We start from the raw sequence: 17652 nt of genomic DNA, 5'->3' as shown, positions 1-17652 counted from the left end.
GCTCAGATAAAAGCTATTCACTCCCCAGAACATCCACCATCATTACAAAGGATATGTCTGAGTCGTTACCTTTACAAAACTTGACCATTTTATTATAACTAAATGATATTAATATGTTATTTTGTTTTTTATTTTGAAATAAGCCTGATATTATCATCTGATTTTGTTAAAATATTTTTGGAAAATTCAATCGACTGTTACATTAACAGAGCCATGTCGCTCTAAGCGAGGATGTATGAAGACAAATAAGGATAAATACAGTATAGATAATACCGATTATACTGTCGGACAGGATAACGTTCAAAAATGGGGTTTTGATATACATAACCCTGTATTTGGTGCTAGTGCAGGTTTAATCTCACTCTTTTTAATTACAATTTTAGTTATCGATCCGGCAATATCAAAAGATTTTTTAGATGGTTTAAAATGGAACATTATAGGAACATTTGATAGCTTCTTTATGTGGTCGGCCAATTTTTTTGTAATCTTCTGTTTGGCATTAATTGTCTCTCCTTTCGGTAAAATTCGCTTAGGTGGCGACGATGCAAAAGCGGATCATTCAAGACTTTCCTGGATAGCGATGCTTTTTGCTGCAGGGATGGGGATTGGTTTGATGTTTTGGGGTGTTGCTGAGCCCGCAGCGTATTACACAGGCTGGTATGAAACGCCACTAAATGTAGTCGCTAATACACCGGCTGCAGCAGAGCTTGCATTAGGTGCAACTATGTACCACTGGGGATTACACCCTTGGGCGATTTATGGCGTAGTGGCCTTATCCTTATCATTCTTTGCTTATAATAAAGGCTTGCCGCTTTCAATACGATCTGCTTTTTATCCGATATTGGGAGACCGTACTTGGGGCTGGCCGGGACATATCATTGATGTGTTAGCCGTATTAGCCACATTATTTGGTCTAGCAACATCACTAGGCTTAGGCGCGCAGCAAGCTGCTGGCGGAATCCAGCATGTATTTGGCATTGAAGCCGACCTCACCCTGCAAATCACTATTATTGTGGTGGTGACTATGCTGGCTATTGTCTCGGTGGTACGTGGCCTTGAAGGTGGTGTTAAATTAATCAGTAATGTCAATATGTTAATTGCTGTTGTTTTAGTCGTTTTTGTTGCACTCGTGACCCTGGCGGTTTCGATCGGCTCTATCCCCACAACTATAATGGGTTATGTTAAGAATATTATCCCCTTGAGTAATCCAATGGGTCGCGATGACGAAGCCTGGATGCAAGGTTGGACGGTCTTTTATTGGGCATGGTGGATTTCATGGTCTCCTTTTGTGGGTATGTTTATTGCGCGGATATCGCGCGGCCGTACGGTACGTGAATTTCTTACCGCAGTAATGATTATACCAACAGCAGTCACTATTTTATGGATGTCTGTATTTGGTGGTGTCGCTATTGACCAAATTGTCAATAATGTCGGCATATTGGGGAGTGAAGGTTTAACGGACGTTTCGCTTGCCATGTTCCAGATGTTTGATGCTTTGCCATTAGGTAGCATCTTATCAATGATAGCTGTGCTACTGGTAATGGTTTTCTTTATTACCTCTTCCGATTCCGGTTCGCTGGTTATAGACAGTATTACTGCGGGTGGTAAAATTGATGCGCCGATTCCACAACGTATTTTTTGGGCAACAATCGAGGGTGCAGTTGCGGCTGTTTTACTCTGGGTTGGTGGCACTGAGGCGATTGAGGCATTACAAGCGGGTGCTATTTCGACTGGCCTACCCTTTACCATTATTCTATTAGTAATGTGTGTCAGTTTGTTGATGGGTATGCGCACAGAAAAAAATAAAAGCTAGTTTTTACTCGCGATAAAAAAAGCCGATGAATTATTCATCGGCTTTTTTTTTACCTATTAATCTTCGCTAATCAGCTTAGACTTTATAACCATAATTTTTTAATCGCAGTGTCAGGACTAAAATGATATTTAATTTGAGCCTGCAGTAATTCCGCAGTAGCAATTGCATCAGTTAAGGCATCATGAGGCGGATAAACGGGTAAGTTGTAACGAGCACGACTATCGGCAAGACGAATTGACTCTGGTCGTTTTTTGTTAAAGAAATTAAACAACCCCTGCGATTTACGCCGTTGCAAATTGGCCTCAATCTGCATGGTATCAATAACTGGAAATAGTATACCTTCATCAATCAAAATGCGTAAAGTGTGATCAAGAAAATCACGCTCAATACGACGATAATGCACCACCACCACTTTTCCGGCCAGTTCATCTAAAAGCTGCTCCAAAATCCTCAGAATATCAGGTGCATCTTGTAAATCCGAGTGGGTAATACCATGAATAATAATCGAGTTTTCTTGTAAATTATCCTGTGGATTGATGTACCATTCTTTTACTTTTCGGCAAAAAATACGCTGTAAATTAAAGGGCACCAGACCAATGCTAATAATACCGTTTTGCTGTGAATCTAAGCCTGTCGTTTCAAAATCCAGTGCGACAAAATCAATGTCACTTAATGGCGTTTCAGCGTGATAGGTTCCTGTCTTATAAAAATTCTTCAAACGTGAATCTTTACTGAGCTGCTCTTTTAACTGCAGAAAGGCTGCCCAGTTTAAAATCTCATGGTCATTGAAATTATTCATTATTTAACCTTTAAAATTTATTGCCACTATAACGATATTTTAAAAAGTTTTGCGCATTGCTAAGCACTAAAAAGGCATCTTTAAGATTACGCCTTTCAAAATCAGACATACTTTCTGGTTCAATATTATTATCCGGTTCAATCCCCGACTTTATATCCATTGCCTGATGACGTAAACGTACCAGAGAGAGAAGCTCCATTGCATGCTTTAGATCTTCGCCCTTTGATTTTGGCAAAATACCCGCTTCGATAATATCGTCTAAGCGTTCAAATGAGTTTTGCGATGGCGAGCCAATCGCCAGTGCATGCACGCGCACAAGATCCGCAAGCGGCGCCGTGCCACGACGTTTTAAATTAATTGAATTGTTATGGCGGCCGTCTTTTTCCATCACAAAATCTTTAAAGAAACCCAATGGAGGAGTCCGATTACGCGCATTTTGCGCCAAACAGGCAAGGAAACGGTTATTTTTCTTGGCTCTACGCAGGATAAAAGCATTTAACTGCTCAGCCCATTTTAACCTGCCATAAACACCCGTCAAATCAAAGAAAATAGAGCAGTTTAATAAAGCTTGCGGGTTTGGATTATCTATCCAGTCAGCAAAACAATCTTCCCACTGGGATTGTGTTTTACGGTACTCAGGATTGGTTGCCATAATATAACCCGTGCAGTAAGTGTAACCACAGGCGGCTAAACCATCACAAACAAACTCGGCTAACTGCTCGAAATATGGACCATGCAGATCGATCTGATAACTATTATCAAGAATAAGAGCATTATCCTGATCGGTGACCATAAGCTGTTCATCTCGAGCCATCGAGCCAAGCGCTAAAAAACAGTAGGGTATAGGGGGTGGGCCCAACTTTTCTTCTGCGAGCGTCAGTAAACGCTGCTTAAAGCTGCGGCCAATTTCAGACATTGCACGTCCAACCATATGAGAATTAGCATCCTCATTAACCATGCGTACAAAACAGTTTTTTAACTGCGCAGAAAGATGTGCTAAATCCTCGCTACTTTTTTGCTGGAAGATACTGCTTACAAATAACAAACTATTTTGCGATTCGTAACGGATAATATCTGCCACTTCAATCAGACCAATGGGTTTTTTGTTTTTTAGAATAGGTAGGTGATGAATGTTATAACGCAGCATAAGCAGCATCGCCTCAAAAATATAAGCGTTATGATCCAGTGAAATTAAATCAGTCGACATGACTTGTGAAATAGGATTATCAACACTTAATCCCAATGCAATAACGTTAGCGCAGAGATCATGTTCCGTAATAATACCCACGAAACTGCTACCCTCCTCATCCTCCGCATCAGGATCATTAATCAATGCTGCAGAAATATTTTCGCTGGCCATTATCTGCGCGACCGCTTGAATAGTGCTGCTGCGGGGAAGCACCAGTGGCGCTCTAGTCAGCAATGTTTTTACTTTGGACGTGGTCAGCGCTTTATCACTGTCGCTTTTACCTTTTACCGCCTGTTTTAAACGCATGCTGTCCTCTACCTCAACAAAGTCAGCGAAATCGTCATAAGATTCGCACAACTCATTGAAGACAGACTCAGGAATAACGTATAAAAGTGTGTCTTTTACCGCTTTGGCAGGAAAACGTACTTTATTATTCGTTAGCAACCCCATTTGTCCAAATAACTGCCCTTGATCAAGACGATTATAAAGTTCACCTTTACGGCGATATAACTCTACTACCCCACTGCGGATAATATACAGTTCATGAATTTTGTCATTAAAGTCAATAATCATGCTATCTGCACGGTAATAAGAGATTTCAACACTTTGCGCAACTTTAACTATTACTTGTTCAGGAAGCTGATCAAAAGGGGCGTACTGAGCAATAAAACTTTGAATTTCGAGTAGTTCGGCTGTCATTAATTGGCCTGCTAGTTGTTGATGACTGGAGCTTATGTTGATCTTCATGTAGATATTATAGGAGTAAAAGGTCAGCCCCTAATTTACAGGCATATCATCGCGTAATAATAGTAAAAAAACTAAGGCATGCAGATCTCTCTGTCTCAAATAACAACGTTAAATAACAAAGTCGAATAGAGATACGCCCCACCGCTGGATGATGATCTGAATCTGCATATTATACCAAACCCATTAAATTTATGCCCATTTATGCTGGTTTGGGCTTAAAGTTATTACAGATATAAAACTTTACAGCAACAGGGTGATCATATGCAGCAATACGGGCAAGACAGATTTAACCTCAAGCGGTTTATTGACGCGCAGGATATATGCTACGCAAGGGTTCAAAAAGAACTCACACAGGGGAAAAAGGGTTCGCACTGGATGTGGTTTATCTTCCCGTAAATTGATGGACTGGGGTGCAGCCCAACAGCAAAAAAATATGCCATAAAGTCTTTAGAAGAAGCAACAGCATATTTAGAAGATCCCATATTGGGGAAAAGATTAATTGAATGTACCCGTTTAGTGATGTCTATTGAAAATAGCAGTGCCCAAAAAATATTTTCTTTCCCTGATTATTTAAAATTCCACTCATCGATGACTCTGTTTGCCAGTACAGAGAAAAGTCCTGATATTTTTAAAAATACGCTGCTTAAGTTTTTTGGTGGACTGACAGACAAAAAATCTGTGGATATTTTAAATAATACCAATTCCACTAATTAGATGATCTATTTAGGCGCCGGAAAAACGCATGAAAGCAAGGCATTGATTGCAGTAACTAGTTATTCTAATTATAAAATAAATAACAAAGACTAAAACGTAGTTTTATGTCTAGCTAGCATGTGTTTTAACAAGCATAAATAGGCATGAATTTAATGGATTTGGTATAAAACCGAGGTAACAGATAAAGATGACCTAACAGCGTTATAAAAATAGGTAACCGCAGAGTCCATTTCAGGTGGACTCTGCGGTTACTTCTTGGCATGCTCTTTTCTGTGATGTTACTTTTTCAAAAAGGCAGCTTGAGCGGCTTGAACAGTAGTAAATAAAGCGATCCGCTGATCCCTCTTCAACCTAGCTTTGATAAGCGCCCGTGCAACCGGTCGGTTCATATTGCTGAGGTGAATTTTAGTACCGGAAGCGTTACATTCCTCGATTAACTTTAATAATGATGAGATACCACCCGAATCAATCATCGAGGCATTTTCTAGATTTAATAAAATCCCATCACATTCCTGCGTTAATAAGAAGCCTAACTCACCAAAAATCCTATCAGCAGCAGCAAAAAACAGCGGACCATTAATATCAAAAACTTTAAATAATTGACCCGCGGGTTGCACTGAATAATATTTTTCAGTGGTATTTTTAAGCTCAGTCAATTCTGACATGCTGCGCACAAATAATAATGAAGCGAGCAAAATACCGGCGATAATAGCAATTACCATATCAAACAGAATAGTCAGTGAAAAACAGGTAAGAAACACCGCAATATCACTTTTACTGGCTGTTTTTAAGAGGTTCAGTGATTTGTGAAATTCGCCCATTTTCCATGCCACGATAAGCAATAAAGCCGCCATACTTGGCATTGGAATATAAGATAAAAGAGGGGCCGCGAATAAAATAGCCAATATAATAAAAATCCCATGGAAGACCCCGGACAATGGGCTTTTGGCGCCGCTTTTATAATTTGTAGCAGATCGGGCAATGGCACCGGTCGCCGTGATCCCGCCTAGAAAAGGGGTAACAATATTACCGATACCCTGACCCAATAATTCACTGTTTGCGCTATGGCGCGTTTGGCTCATTTCATCAAGGACGACGGCACAAAGTAGCGATTCGATTGCCCCGAGCGCAGCGATCGCAACTGCAGCAGAGAGCAGATCAGTAAAGAGTGAAAGATTCCAGATTAAGACAGGGTCGCCAGGTAACTGCCGCAGCCAGGGAAGCTCAAAATTGGGCAGAAAAGGAGGAATACCGTGACCCATTGAGCCATCAGGAAATAAAAATTGATAAGTTGAGCCAATGGTTGCAACGGGCAGATGTATTGATTCAAGCACTACTGCAGCTACCCCGCCAACCACAAGCGCAGGTAAATGTGGCGGAATTGATTTGACAAAATAGGGCCAGATAATCAATACCAACAGGGTGATTGCACCAACAAATAACGAAGTAATATCAAATCCAGGTATCTCGGCAATTAATACCCCCACTTTTTCATAAAAATGGGTAGGGAACTCAGTGATTTCTATACCGATAAATTCATCAACCTGCAAAATGGCAATGACCACGGCAATCCCCCCCGTGAAACCTAAGGTAACGGCTTGCGGTACATATTCAATATATCGCCCCAGCCGTAAAAAAGCCATCGCGAGCAGCAGGATACCCGATAGCACAGTGGTAACCAGTAAACCAGATAAGCCATATTGAAAAACAATAGGTTGAATAATCACCACAAAGGCAGCAGTCGGCCCTGAAACGCTAAAGCGTGAGCCCCCCACCAGAGGAATCAAAATACCCGCTACGGCTGCGGTGTAGAGACCATACTGCGGTGGAACCCCGGAAGCAATAGCCAGTGCCATTGCCAGCGGAATAGCGATAATTCCAACGGAAATCCCGGACAATAAATCTTTGAGCAGATCATGCCGTGAGTAAGTATTGTTTATAAAAGATTCGCGCATCGCATAAGCGATACGCAGAGAAAACAGGTGGGCACGATGGGACAAGGTCTGACCTTCACTTATATTCGGCTAGTTAGGAAGGACTAATGCTACTACTAATAATAGATAATTCAATATTAATTTTATAAATATCAAATAATTATAAGCAGGATATCGGGGCTCCAATGGATAATTAACACTAGGCTCGTCTACCGCCATGCTAGAGAAGACAAGGTACTAAGCCAATTTATCGGAGATCTTCTCAAAGCAGACTTGGCGGATAAGTGCTTGTCATATTAGTATAATTAGCGTTTAATAATCTATTATTATTTAAAGGGTTATTTTCTTATGGATAAATTTTACCTGAACAGTTTATGCCCATACCAGGAAAACGACTGGTAATAAGCAGTCTGGTAGAAACACTATATTTTCAGATTAAGTTGAGATTGATGAAAATGAAAAAAGTCATGATTAGCCTGTTGGCTATAGTACTCACCTTTGCTTTTAGCAGCGTAGAAGCAAAGTCCGATCACGAAAAATCACTTCCACCTGGATTGCAAAAGAAAGTGGCACGTGGAGGCAGCCTGCCTCCCGGTTGGCAAAAAAAGCTTGCCGTTGGTGAAAAACTGGAAAGACAAGTCTATGACAGTGCTGATATTGTTTTTCCTGTTGACGACCAGGGGATAATAACCATAAAAGTTGAAGGTAGGGTTATTAGGCTAATTAAGGAATCACTGGATATTGTCGAAATTTTGCAGTAAGCATAACGCAGTCAACATAACAGTGCAGTTTGAACCTATAAAACAGCGTATCTTTTGGGTTTACTGAGTATCCTTGTCTGCCAAATAAAAACATCCGCAACAAGTTAATACTATAACCCTCATTCAACTTCTCAACGCCAAGATAAATAACATAAAAACAGACAAAAGCTTGCTTGAAAATAGTGTGCATTAACCCATCTTTATGAAGTAATGCATGATTGACTAAAAAACATTAGCGCAATCGTTAATAACCCCCTATCACCAGTAAGATATTAATGCTTTTTTATTAAAAATAAGAATAAAATCCATTCTGTTTTCTTGTCTTATTTCTGCTAAAATCTCGCTTCAATTAGTAGTAGGAGAATTATTTATGACAGACAATAGCCAAGTTAAAGTGATCGTCGGAATGTCCGGCGGTGTAGATTCCTCAGTATCTGCGTATTTATTACAGCAGCAGGGGTATCTGGTCGAAGGGCTATTTATGAAAAACTGGGAAGAGGATGATACCGATCAGTATTGCGCCGCAGCCCAAGACCTTGAAGATGCACAGTCTGTCTGTGATAAATTAGGCATTCCACTACATACTATTAATTTCGCAGCAGAATACTGGGACAATGTATTTGAGCATTTTCTTGCCGAATACAAAGCGGGTCGTACGCCAAATCCGGATATTATGTGTAATAAAGAAATTAAATTTAAAGCATTTTTAGAGTTTGCCGCAGAAGATCTCGGTGCAGATTATATTGCCACGGGTCATTACGTGCGCCGTCGTGAAGTTGATGGTCACGTACAATTATTACGCGGTTTAGATAATAATAAAGACCAAAGCTACTTTCTCTATGCGATTGGTGAAAAACAAATTGCCAAAAGTCTGTTCCCTGTCGGTGAATTAGAAAAGCCGGAAGTGCGCCGAATAGCAGAACAACAAGATTTGATCACCCATAATAAAAAAGACAGTACGGGTATCTGTTTTATTGGAGAACGTAAATTTACTGATTTTTTACAGGAATATTTACCAGCACAACCGGGTGATATTGTGACACCGACCGGCGAAGTCATTGGTCAGCATCAGGGTTTGATGTATCACACCCTTGGCCAACGTAAAGGTTTAGGTATTGGCGGTTTACAAAACTCCAATGAAAATCCCTGGTATGTTGTTGGCAAAGATATGGACAACAACCGTTTATTGGTTGCCCAGGGTGCGGATCATCCTGCACTGTTCTCCTACGGTTTGATTGCCAAACAGTGTGATTGGGTTGACAGAACACCTAAAAAATCAACCTTTAGATGTACAGTCAAAACGCGTTACCGCCAACAAGATATCCCATGCACTGTCACGCCGCTTGATGATGATACATTAAAGGTTATTTTTGACACAGCCCAAGCGGCAGTAACTCCGGGGCAGTCAGCAGTATTTTATAACGATGAAGTATGTTTAGGTGGCGCGATCATTGAAGAGCATTTGCAAAAGTAATTTTTGAAAAGATCCTAACTAACTGTATTAACATATTAATAGAGAAAATTTATGTCATTTAACAATATAGAATCTCGTTGTCTCGCTTTTGCAGCCATCTGCCAGGCGGCTTATCTTCTTGATAAAATAGCAACCAAAGGATTATGCCCCGATGCGGTTGCTTTTGATGCTTCTTTACAATCAATTATGCGCGTTGAAAGTGACTCTCCAATAGAGATCTTTGGTGGTTATGACGTACTTGAAGTTGGTTTTAAAAGCATGATTGAGCAATTGGATAACGGTAGTAATAGCCGCAATATGCAGGTCACTAAATATATTATCGGTATGATAAGCCTTGAGAAAAAACTGAGTAATAACAGTTCAACACTTAATCTCCTCAGCCAACGTATCAATCAGGTTCAACGTCAACTGGCCCATTTTGATATTAATGACAGCAGTGTACTGAGTAACTTAGATTCTATCTATAAAGATCTTATCAGTACCTTAGGGCCCAAGATTCAAATCAATGGCAGTCCTACCTGCCTGCAACAAGAACATACTCAGCACAAAATCCGCGCATTATTATTAGCCGGTGTACGTGCCGCGGTATTATGGCGTCAACTGGGCGGTAAACGTCGTCAACTAATTTTTTCCCGTAAGGCGATGATCCACCAAACAAAACAAAATTTACACCGTGTTTGAACATATTTATATAACTATACCTCAACCTGCACTACATAATATCAGGAGCAACAAATGGAACTTTCAGGACTAACAGCTGTATCACCAGTTGATGGCCGTTACGGTAGCAAAACCCAACTTTTACGCACCATTTTCAGCGAATTTGGTTTAATCAAATTCCGCGTGCAAGTTGAGGTTCGCTGGTTACAAAAGCTGGCTGAAACTGCTGATATCGCAGAAGTTCCTGCTTTCTCAGCGGATGCTAATGCACATCTTGATGCTATTGTATCTGAGTTCAGTGAGGCGGATGCTGCCCGCATTAAAGCCATTGAAGCGACAACGAACCATGATGTTAAAGCGGTTGAGTACTTCTTAAAAGAGAAAGTTGCAAATGTTGCTGAATTGAATGCTATTTCGGAATTTATCCACTTTGCCTGTACTTCTGAAGATATTAACAATCTATCTCATGCATTAATGCTTACTACCGCTAAAAAAGACGTTATTCTTCCTTACTGCAATAAAATTATTGCGGCGATCGCGGCTAAAGCACATGAATATAAAGCAATGCCAATGATGTCCCGTACCCATGGTCAGCCAGCTTCTCCAACAACAATGGGTAAAGAAATGGCTAACGTTGTTGCACGGTTACGACGTCAAGTAAAACAAATTGAAGCAACAGAAATGTTAGGTAAAACGAATGGCGCGGTGGGTAACTACAACGCTCACCTGAGCGCTTACCCAGAAGTGAACTGGGAAGAGTTTGCTGAACAGTTTGTGACCAGCTTAGGGGTGACATTCAATCCTTATACGACGCAAATTGAACCACATGACTACATCGCCGAGCTGTTTGATGCGATTGCACGTTTTAATACTATTCTTTTAGACTTTGACCGTGACGTATGGGGTTATATCTGCCTTGGCCACTTCAAACAAAAAACCATTGCCGGTGAAATTGGCTCTTCAACCATGCCGCATAAAGTTAACCCGATTGATTTTGAAAATTCTGAAGGTAACTTAGGCCTAGCAAACGCGCTCTTTGATCACTTAGCGGCAAAACTGCCCGTTTCTCGCTGGCAGCGTGATTTGACGGATTCAACAGTATTACGTAACTTAGGTGTTGCAATCGGTTACTCTGTTATTGCCTATGAAGCAAGTTTAAAAGGTATCAGCAAGTTAGAAGCAAACGAAGCAAACATGCTAAAAGATCTGGATTCAAACTGGGAAGTATTAGCAGAGCCAATCCAAACAGTAATGCGTCGTTACGGTATTGAAAAACCCTATGAAAAATTGAAAGAATTAACCCGTGGCAAACGTGTTGATGGTCCTGGTATGGCGCAGTTTATCGATACACTTGATCTCACTGATGCGGTTAAAGCAGAGCTTAAGGCGATGACACCCGCTAATTACATCGGTCAGGCAATAAACTTAGTCGATAAATTAACTGACTAAAAGTAATTGAAGAGCAATTTGCTCTTAATATTGTGATTAAATGATAAGGCAGCCTGAGGTTGCCTTTTTTGTTTATTATCTACTATCCCCAAAGCATCATCCCGGTGAGCTGCAAATTTTTTAACGAGGTAATATGTTCGAACTTAATTTAGATATTAACGATTTTCTTGACACCTACTGGCAGAAAAAACCAACCGTTATCAAACAAGGTTTTGTTGATTTTGAAGATCCGATTATGCCCGATGAAATGGCCGGATTAGCAATGGAAGAAGAGCTTGAGAGCCGCCTTATTTATCAAGAGGATGGTGAATGGCAAGCACTGAGCGGTCCTTTTACAAGCTTTGAAAGATTGGAAAATGATGGTGCAACATTATTAGTACAAGCAGTGGATCACTGGCATCCCGATGCACAGGAGTTAATACGACCTTTCCGCTTTTTACCTAACTGGCGGATTGATGATCTAATGATCAGCTACTCCACGCCAAAAGGTGGAGTAGGCCCACATATTGATAATTATGATGTATTTATTATTCAAGGCCTTGGAAAACGCCATTGGCGGGTTGGTGATAAAGGAGCATTACCAGAATTTGCTGCCCATGATGCACTTAAACATTGTGAGTCCTTTGATGCCATTATTGATGTCGAACTTGAACCGGGTGATATTCTGTACATTCCCGCCGGTTATCCACATGAAGGTTATTCGATTGAAACATCACTTAATTACAGCATCGGATTTCGTGCCCCTGATCAAAATGATCTATTAAGCAGTTTTACCGATTACTGTATCGATACGAATCCAGCACCAGAACGTTATGCAGACAAGGAAATGTTATTACGTGAAAAGCCGGGGCAAATTGAAACTCCCGAGCTTAACGAATTACACCGTATCATGTTAGCCAATTGTGCAACGCCAGAAATGCTTATGCCTTGGTTTGGCCGTATGATTAGCGAAGCTAAACATGATCTTGATATAGCCGAACCCGAGCAACCTCATACGGCACAATCTATATTAGAGCAGCTGGAAGAGGGAGCACAATTTGTAAGGTTAGGTGGATTACACGCGGTCTACTTTGAACAAGCCCCGGAATTACTGTTTATTAATGGAGAGCAATTTAATTGTGAAGGTTTTACCGAGTTAGGGCATCATCTTTGCGATCAAGATGAGGTCGGTGGTGAATTATATGATCTGTTAATTGAAAATAAAAATGCGCTAATACTATTTACTGATTTAGTGAATCAGGGTTACTGGTATGCAGCTTAAGTACACTTAGCTTTGAATAATTTACAATATTTTTAAAATCAATATATATTAATAAGCAGGGCTATCCCCTGCTTATTAATAGATTCAATTCAAATATAAACAGCCCCTATTTATACACTCTGTGCAAAGCGATAAAACAGCTTTTAATCTGATCATTATCAGTTAAAAAAATAAAGCCACAGATAATATAACGAGTGAGCGAAATTAATGATCAGTCATCTAGATGAACAATAAGTAAATCTATAGGAGAAGTGTCCACTAGCTCACGCACTGAAGAGACAACACGGCTCCAAAAATTATGATGGTGTCCACAAACGAGCAGGTCAACATCCATTTTTCGAATAGTTTGTTCCAATTTATAACGCAATCCACCGCTTACGACCAATGTATTTGTAATAGGGTAATCAGCCCGATCAGCTAATGCCTGCAACTGCCGTTGTAATTCCTCTTTCGATGCACTCTTCGAATTAGATATCTCTTCAGCAGGCGTTTCATCACACTCCCTTAAAATAGAAAAGTTCTCTGTACAACTGAGATCCACATGAATGAATGAAACTTTAGCGCCCGTCGCTTTTGCTAATGATAACGCTCGATCAATGACTTGTTGGTTGATTTTAGTTAAATTAACAGTAACTAAAATATGCTCATAGTTCATCATTTTCTCCACCTTCAGCTTTCTCTCTTAAGATTAGCACCAATGCCAATTAATTCATTACAATACTCTTTTAAAATGCCCCAAAAAAACCTTGAGTTCTTAGCCAACTTTGTGTGGATAGCTATTTTTGATTGAAATTTTTATATTTTTTTTGCCGTACAGGAATCAGTAAAATCAGATTTTTGACAGCAGGTTATTGAGCTTATAACGCTAAATTGACCTCTGCTAACGACCAGAATCCCTTTTTATCAGCAACCCCACACGGTTTTAGCAATATCTATCAGGGCGTTACAACGCTTAAAAGGACTAATAACCTTATGTACTGGCTCTAGGAGGCAAGCAAAAAACAGTATTGAAATCCTGTTTTTAAATCCTGTGTTAAAACAATAATAAGATGAATGATAAGCTGCAATTGCCTGAAGGTGTAACTAAAATAAAGCAGTATGTATATTATCTGTTATGCCGAGAGGCAGTAATGTTTTAGTCAGTTGAGGATGCGTCGGGACTGCCAATATTTGGAACGCCAATAGCTATTATTTAATACGGAGATCATCACCCCCTGGCTGCTGGAAGCGTGTAAAAATAGACCATTACCAATAAAAATACCAACATGATTATCAGTTAAACTTGTTTTGAAAAACACCAAGTCACCCACCTGTAATTTACTTTTATTAATAAGATAACCTTGCCGAGATTGTCTTTTAGTGGTGCGCGGCAATTTTAGATTGAAACTGCTTAAGTAGATTTTTTGTATCAAGGCTGAACAATCTATACCCTGCTTATTCGTTCCGCCAAAGCGATAGGGAGTACCTTCCCAAATATCAAATTCATTACGTAATAAAACACTGGCGACCTCTTCCATCAATGTTCCATCTGTTATTTTTTTAAAAGATTCTGATTGCCCCGCAACAGGGGAAGAACTCGAACATGCACTCAGCATGATTAATAAAATAATAGAGCAGCAGCTCACCTTTAACTTATTTACCATCAATGCAATTCACCTTAATGTAGTTACTAAATCCTAGTTATTTTTTACTAAAGCTTCCATCATTTGTATATGCTGATCGTTATCATTCAAGCATCGAATATAGTCGTATTTTTCACCACTACGGTCTAAAAATAATGCTTTATTTTCGATCGACAATGATCTTAAATAAAATTTTCTAAGGCTTAAATATACAGGGGATGATCATGGTAATCATGGACAAAATTAATAGCGGTAAAATAACAACGTTTAATAAGGCTAGCAAAAATCAACAAGGTTGATCGAATAAAATAACATGAAATTGGTGAACACTCTTTTTCAATGAAGAGTTTGGTACCCCTAAGTTAACCAGTAGAACGGCGGTTTTTTTACCCATTTTTTGTCTATTTCTTACGGCACAATAAAAAAGGGGCTAAATGCCCCTTATTTTATGTCATAAAATCCATTAACCAAGAACAGTTGCTAACTCAGCACTGATAACGTCAACAGTTTTAGTGCCATCAAATTTATGATATTCGCCATTACCCTGCCCAGCTTCATTTTTATAATAAGCAACAAGCGGCTCCGTCTGAGTATGGTAAATATCAAGACGTTTACGCACGGTTGACTCTTCATCATCAGGACGAATCGACAGGTCATCACCAGTTACATCATCTTTATCCGCTACTTTTGGCGGGTTGTAAACAATGTGGTAAGTACGACCAGAACCCGCATGGACACGACGACCCGCCATACGTTTAACTATCTCTTCATCTGGCACATCAAATTCAAGTACGAAATCAACCGCAACACCAGCTGTTTTCATTGCATCAGCCTGTGGGATAGTACGAGGGAATCCATCAAGTAGGAAACCTTTAGCACAGTCTTCTGCGCTAATACGCTCTTTTACTAAATCAATAATTAATTCATCAGAAACAAGTTGCCCTGCGTCCATTAGCTCTTTTGCTTTTAAACCAAGTTCTGTGCCTGCTTTTGCTGCTGCACGTAACATGTCACCCGTAGAGATTTGCGGAATGCCATATTTGTCCATCATAAATTGAGCCTGTGTACCTTTTCCGGCACCTGGAGCACCTAACAAGATAATGCGCATCTTACATCCTTTGTAATAAATAAATTGAAAGCGAAATTTACACTTTTTAGGTAAATTTCTCAAGGTGATATGCCCAAACTTGCAGGGCGATACAAAGAATATTAGATCTAAGTTCAATATACAAAATAGGATTCTTTGACTTTAGCATTCGATTAGATAAAAAAAAGACCAACATAAGTTGGCCTTTTAAATAAACTAACGAGCAGGATTAAGCGAGTAGCAGCTTGTTGATGCGGCCAACAAATTCAGAAGGATCATCTAAACTGCCTTTCTCAGATAAAATTGCTTGTTCAAGTAATAGTTCTGACCACTGGGCAAATAAGTCTTCATCAGCCATATCAGCTAATTTAACAATCATTACATGTTCAGGATTCAGTTCAAAGACGGGTTTGCTCTCTGGTACTGGTTGTCCCATTTGAGCCATTAATTTAGCCATTTGTGTGCTCATATCATCGTTGTCAGCTACGATACAAGAAGGCGTTGATGTTAGGCGATGCGTTAAACGTACATCTTTAACTTTATCACCTAAGACAGCTTTTACACGCTCAACAAAGCTGGCAAATTCAGTTTCTTGTTTTTCTTGTTCTTTTTTCTTTTCTTCACTGTCAAGCTTACCTAAATCAAGATCTCCCTGGGTAACAGAAGTAAAAGTTTTGCCATCATATTCAGGTAAATGGCTTAATAACCATTCATCAATACGATCTGAAAGTAATAATACTTCGATACCTTTTTCACGTAACACTTCTAAGTGAGGACTATTTTTTGCCGCATTAAAACTATCAGCAGTAATGTAATAAATCTTATCTTGTCCTTCAGTCATACGGCTGATATACGCATCTAAAGAAACAGTTTGTTCAGTTGAATCAGTTTCAGTCGAAGAGAAACGGAATAGCTTGCCGATTTTTTCTTTGTTTGATGAATCTTCAGCAGGACCTTCTTTTAATACTTGACCAAACTCTTTCCAGAACAGGTTGTATGCGTCATCATCTTTTTTAGCAAGCTTGGTAAGCAAATCAAGAACACGTTTAGTACATCCGCTGCGTAACTTGGCGGTAACACGTGTATCTTGTAAGATTTCACGAGAAACATTTAATGGTAGGTCGTTTGAGTCAAGCACACCTTTTACAAAACGTAAGTAAGTTGGCATGAACTGCTCTGCATCATCCATAACAAAGACACGTTGAACATACAGTTTTAGACCATGCGCTTTTTCACGGTTCCAAAGATCATAAGGAGCACGTTTAGGGATATAAAGTAAGCTTGTATAGGCTTGCTCACCTTCAACTTTGTTGTGGCTCCATGTTAGAGGATCTTCAAAGTCATTAGCAATATGTTTATAAAACTCTTTATATTCTTCATCTTTAAGTTCGCTCTTAGAGCAACTCCAAAGTGCTGTCGCTTTATTGACGGCTTCCCAAGTTGCTTCTGTCGCAGGAACTTTTTCGCCATCAGAACCTTCAGACTCTTCAGTTGCTTCTTTGAACATTTCAACAGGAATACTGATGTGATCAGAATATTTAGAAACAATACCACGTAATTTGTAGTCATTTAAAAATTCAGTTTCATCATCTCGAAGGTGAAGCGTTATTTCAGTACCACGACCCGCTTTTTCTATATCAGCAACGGTGTAATCTGACTCGCCAGTAGAAATCCAGCAGGTACCTTGAGAAGCTGGCTCGCCCGCTTTACGCGTATTAACAGTGACTTTGTCTGCAACAATAAATGAAGAATAAAAACCAACACCAAACTGACCTATAAGTTGCGAATCTTTAACTTGATCACCAGAAAGTTGCTCAAAGAAATCACTGGTACCTGATTTTGCAATAGTACCTAAGTGTTCGATAACTTCATCTCGGCTCATACCGATACCATTATCACTAATAGTAATAGTTTTAAGATCTGCATCAAAGCTCAAACGAACACGTAAGTCACCATCATTTTCAAATAAAGAACCGTCAGAAAGTGCTTTAAAACGTAACTTATCGGCAGCATCTGCTGCATTAGAGACAAGTTCACGTAAGAATATTTCTTTATTGGAATATAAAGAATGAATCATTAACTTAAGAAGTTTGCCGGTATCCGCGCTAAAAGTATGATTTTGTTGATGTTCCATAATATCTA

Annotated in this window: 14 protein-coding genes and 1 pseudogene; 7 read left to right on the top strand and 8 right to left on the bottom strand. The window is 39.6% G+C overall.

All coding sequences use genetic code 11. The features are described 5' to 3' along the window. Positions 1-235 precede the first annotated feature (235 nt). Positions 236-1813: a BCCT family transporter gene (locus PING_RS05165; RefSeq protein ID WP_011769372.1), complete on the top strand. Its 1578-nt coding sequence runs from the start codon at positions 236-238 to the stop codon at positions 1811-1813. A gap of 82 nt (positions 1814-1895) precedes the next feature. On the opposite strand, the gene PING_RS05160 is transcribed toward PING_RS05165, so the two are convergent. Together PING_RS05160 and PING_RS05155 are read right to left on the bottom strand one after the other, a co-directional pair. Continuing rightward, the gene (locus PING_RS05160) at positions 1896-2612 is read right to left on the bottom strand and encodes a 3'-5' exonuclease (RefSeq protein WP_011769371.1); all 717 of its coding nucleotides are present in this window, start codon (positions 2610-2612) and stop codon (positions 1896-1898) included. Positions 2613-2622: 10 nt separating this feature from the next. After that, entirely contained in the window at positions 2623-4500 is a 1878-nt protein-coding gene (locus PING_RS05155; RefSeq protein WP_041765991.1) for a DUF294 nucleotidyltransferase-like domain-containing protein, read from the bottom strand. 309 nt (positions 4501-4809) lie between these two features. Here PING_RS05155 and PING_RS05150 point away from each other — a divergent pair. Further along, positions 4810-5262, top strand: a pseudogene (locus tag PING_RS05150) (DUF1810 domain-containing protein). Between the two features lie 278 nt (positions 5263-5540). On the opposite strand, the gene dauA reads toward PING_RS05150, so the two are convergent. After that, the gene (gene dauA / locus PING_RS05145; RefSeq protein WP_011769369.1) at positions 5541-7262 is read right to left on the bottom strand and encodes a C4-dicarboxylic acid transporter DauA; all 1722 of its coding nucleotides are present in this window, start codon (positions 7260-7262) and stop codon (positions 5541-5543) included. A 389-nt stretch (positions 7263-7651) separates the two neighbouring features. On the opposite strand from dauA, the gene PING_RS05140 reads away from it, so the two are divergent. The 5 genes from PING_RS05140 (at position 7652) to PING_RS05120 (ending at position 12801) form a co-directional block, all read left to right on the top strand. Beyond that, positions 7652-7957, top strand: coding sequence for a hypothetical protein (locus PING_RS05140; protein ID WP_041766921.1), 306 nt, complete (start codon positions 7652-7654; stop codon positions 7955-7957). Positions 7958-8327: 370 nt separating this feature from the next. Beyond that, positions 8328-9431 carry a tRNA 2-thiouridine(34) synthase MnmA gene (mnmA, locus tag PING_RS05135; RefSeq protein WP_011769367.1) on the top strand — a complete coding sequence of 368 codons (1104 nt, stop codon included), beginning with the start codon at positions 8328-8330 and terminating at the stop codon, positions 9429-9431. A 51-nt stretch (positions 9432-9482) separates the two neighbouring features. After that, positions 9483-10112 carry a high frequency lysogenization protein HflD gene (gene hflD / locus PING_RS05130; RefSeq protein ID WP_011769366.1) on the top strand — a complete coding sequence of 210 codons (630 nt, stop codon included), beginning with the start codon at positions 9483-9485 and terminating at the stop codon, positions 10110-10112. A gap of 54 nt (positions 10113-10166) precedes the next feature. Next, complete coding sequence (purB, locus tag PING_RS05125) at positions 10167-11540, top strand: adenylosuccinate lyase (RefSeq protein WP_011769365.1); 1374 nt, start codon at positions 10167-10169, stop codon at positions 11538-11540. Between the two features lie 133 nt (positions 11541-11673). Beyond that, a complete protein-coding gene (locus tag PING_RS05120) occupies positions 11674-12801 on the top strand; it encodes a ribosomal protein uL16 3-hydroxylase (protein WP_011769364.1) in 1128 nt (375 codons plus the stop codon). A gap of 211 nt (positions 12802-13012) precedes the next feature. On the opposite strand, the gene PING_RS05115 is transcribed toward PING_RS05120, so the two are convergent. From PING_RS05115 to htpG, 5 genes are all read right to left on the bottom strand, one after another. Next, the gene (locus PING_RS05115) at positions 13013-13459 is read right to left on the bottom strand and encodes a universal stress protein (RefSeq protein ID WP_011769363.1); all 447 of its coding nucleotides are present in this window, start codon (positions 13457-13459) and stop codon (positions 13013-13015) included. A gap of 481 nt (positions 13460-13940) precedes the next feature. After that, on the bottom strand, positions 13941-14444 hold the full coding sequence (locus tag PING_RS05110; protein ID WP_011769362.1) for an NlpC/P60 family protein: 504 nt from the start codon (positions 14442-14444) through the stop codon (positions 13941-13943). Between the two features lie 33 nt (positions 14445-14477). Further along, a complete protein-coding gene (locus PING_RS21765) occupies positions 14478-14600 on the bottom strand; it encodes a ferrochelatase (protein ID WP_157035305.1) in 123 nt (40 codons plus the stop codon). A 286-nt stretch (positions 14601-14886) separates the two neighbouring features. After that, complete coding sequence (gene adk / locus PING_RS05105) at positions 14887-15531, bottom strand: adenylate kinase (RefSeq protein WP_011769361.1); 645 nt, start codon at positions 15529-15531, stop codon at positions 14887-14889. A gap of 208 nt (positions 15532-15739) precedes the next feature. After that, the gene (htpG, locus tag PING_RS05100; RefSeq protein WP_011769360.1) at positions 15740-17644 is read right to left on the bottom strand and encodes a molecular chaperone HtpG; all 1905 of its coding nucleotides are present in this window, start codon (positions 17642-17644) and stop codon (positions 15740-15742) included. Positions 17645-17652 lie beyond the last annotated feature (8 nt).

The organism is Psychromonas ingrahamii 37 (genome assembly GCF_000015285.1).
GTDB classification, from domain to species: domain Bacteria; phylum Pseudomonadota; class Gammaproteobacteria; order Enterobacterales; family Psychromonadaceae; genus Psychromonas; species Psychromonas ingrahamii.
The sequence above is the reverse complement of the archived record's forward strand: the minus strand, read 5'-3'. Positions and strand labels throughout refer to the sequence as shown.

Bases quoted from the DNA above. Each gene is read 5' to 3' on its own strand.
- PING_RS05165 (WP_011769372.1), top strand. From the start codon at position 236: ATGAAGACAAATAAGGATAAATACAGTATAGATAATACCGATTATACT.
- PING_RS05160 (WP_011769371.1), bottom strand. From the start codon at position 2,612: ATGAATAATTTCAATGACCATGAGATTTTAAACTGGGCAGCCTTTCTG.
- PING_RS05155 (WP_041765991.1), bottom strand. From the start codon at position 4,500: ATGACAGCCGAACTACTCGAAATTCAAAGTTTTATTGCTCAGTACGCC.
- PING_RS05140 (WP_041766921.1), top strand. From the start codon at position 7,652: ATGAAAAAAGTCATGATTAGCCTGTTGGCTATAGTACTCACCTTTGCT.
- mnmA (WP_011769367.1), top strand. From the start codon at position 8,328: ATGACAGACAATAGCCAAGTTAAAGTGATCGTCGGAATGTCCGGCGGT.
- hflD (WP_011769366.1), top strand. From the start codon at position 9,483: ATGTCATTTAACAATATAGAATCTCGTTGTCTCGCTTTTGCAGCCATC.
- purB (WP_011769365.1), top strand. From the start codon at position 10,167: ATGGAACTTTCAGGACTAACAGCTGTATCACCAGTTGATGGCCGTTAC.
- PING_RS05120 (WP_011769364.1), top strand. From the start codon at position 11,674: ATGTTCGAACTTAATTTAGATATTAACGATTTTCTTGACACCTACTGG.
- PING_RS05115 (WP_011769363.1), bottom strand. From the start codon at position 13,459: ATGATGAACTATGAGCATATTTTAGTTACTGTTAATTTAACTAAAATC.
- PING_RS05110 (WP_011769362.1), bottom strand. From the start codon at position 14,444: ATGGTAAATAAGTTAAAGGTGAGCTGCTGCTCTATTATTTTATTAATC.
- adk (WP_011769361.1), bottom strand. From the start codon at position 15,531: ATGCGCATTATCTTGTTAGGTGCTCCAGGTGCCGGAAAAGGTACACAG.
- htpG (WP_011769360.1), bottom strand. From the start codon at position 17,644: ATGGAACATCAACAAAATCATACTTTTAGCGCGGATACCGGCAAACTT.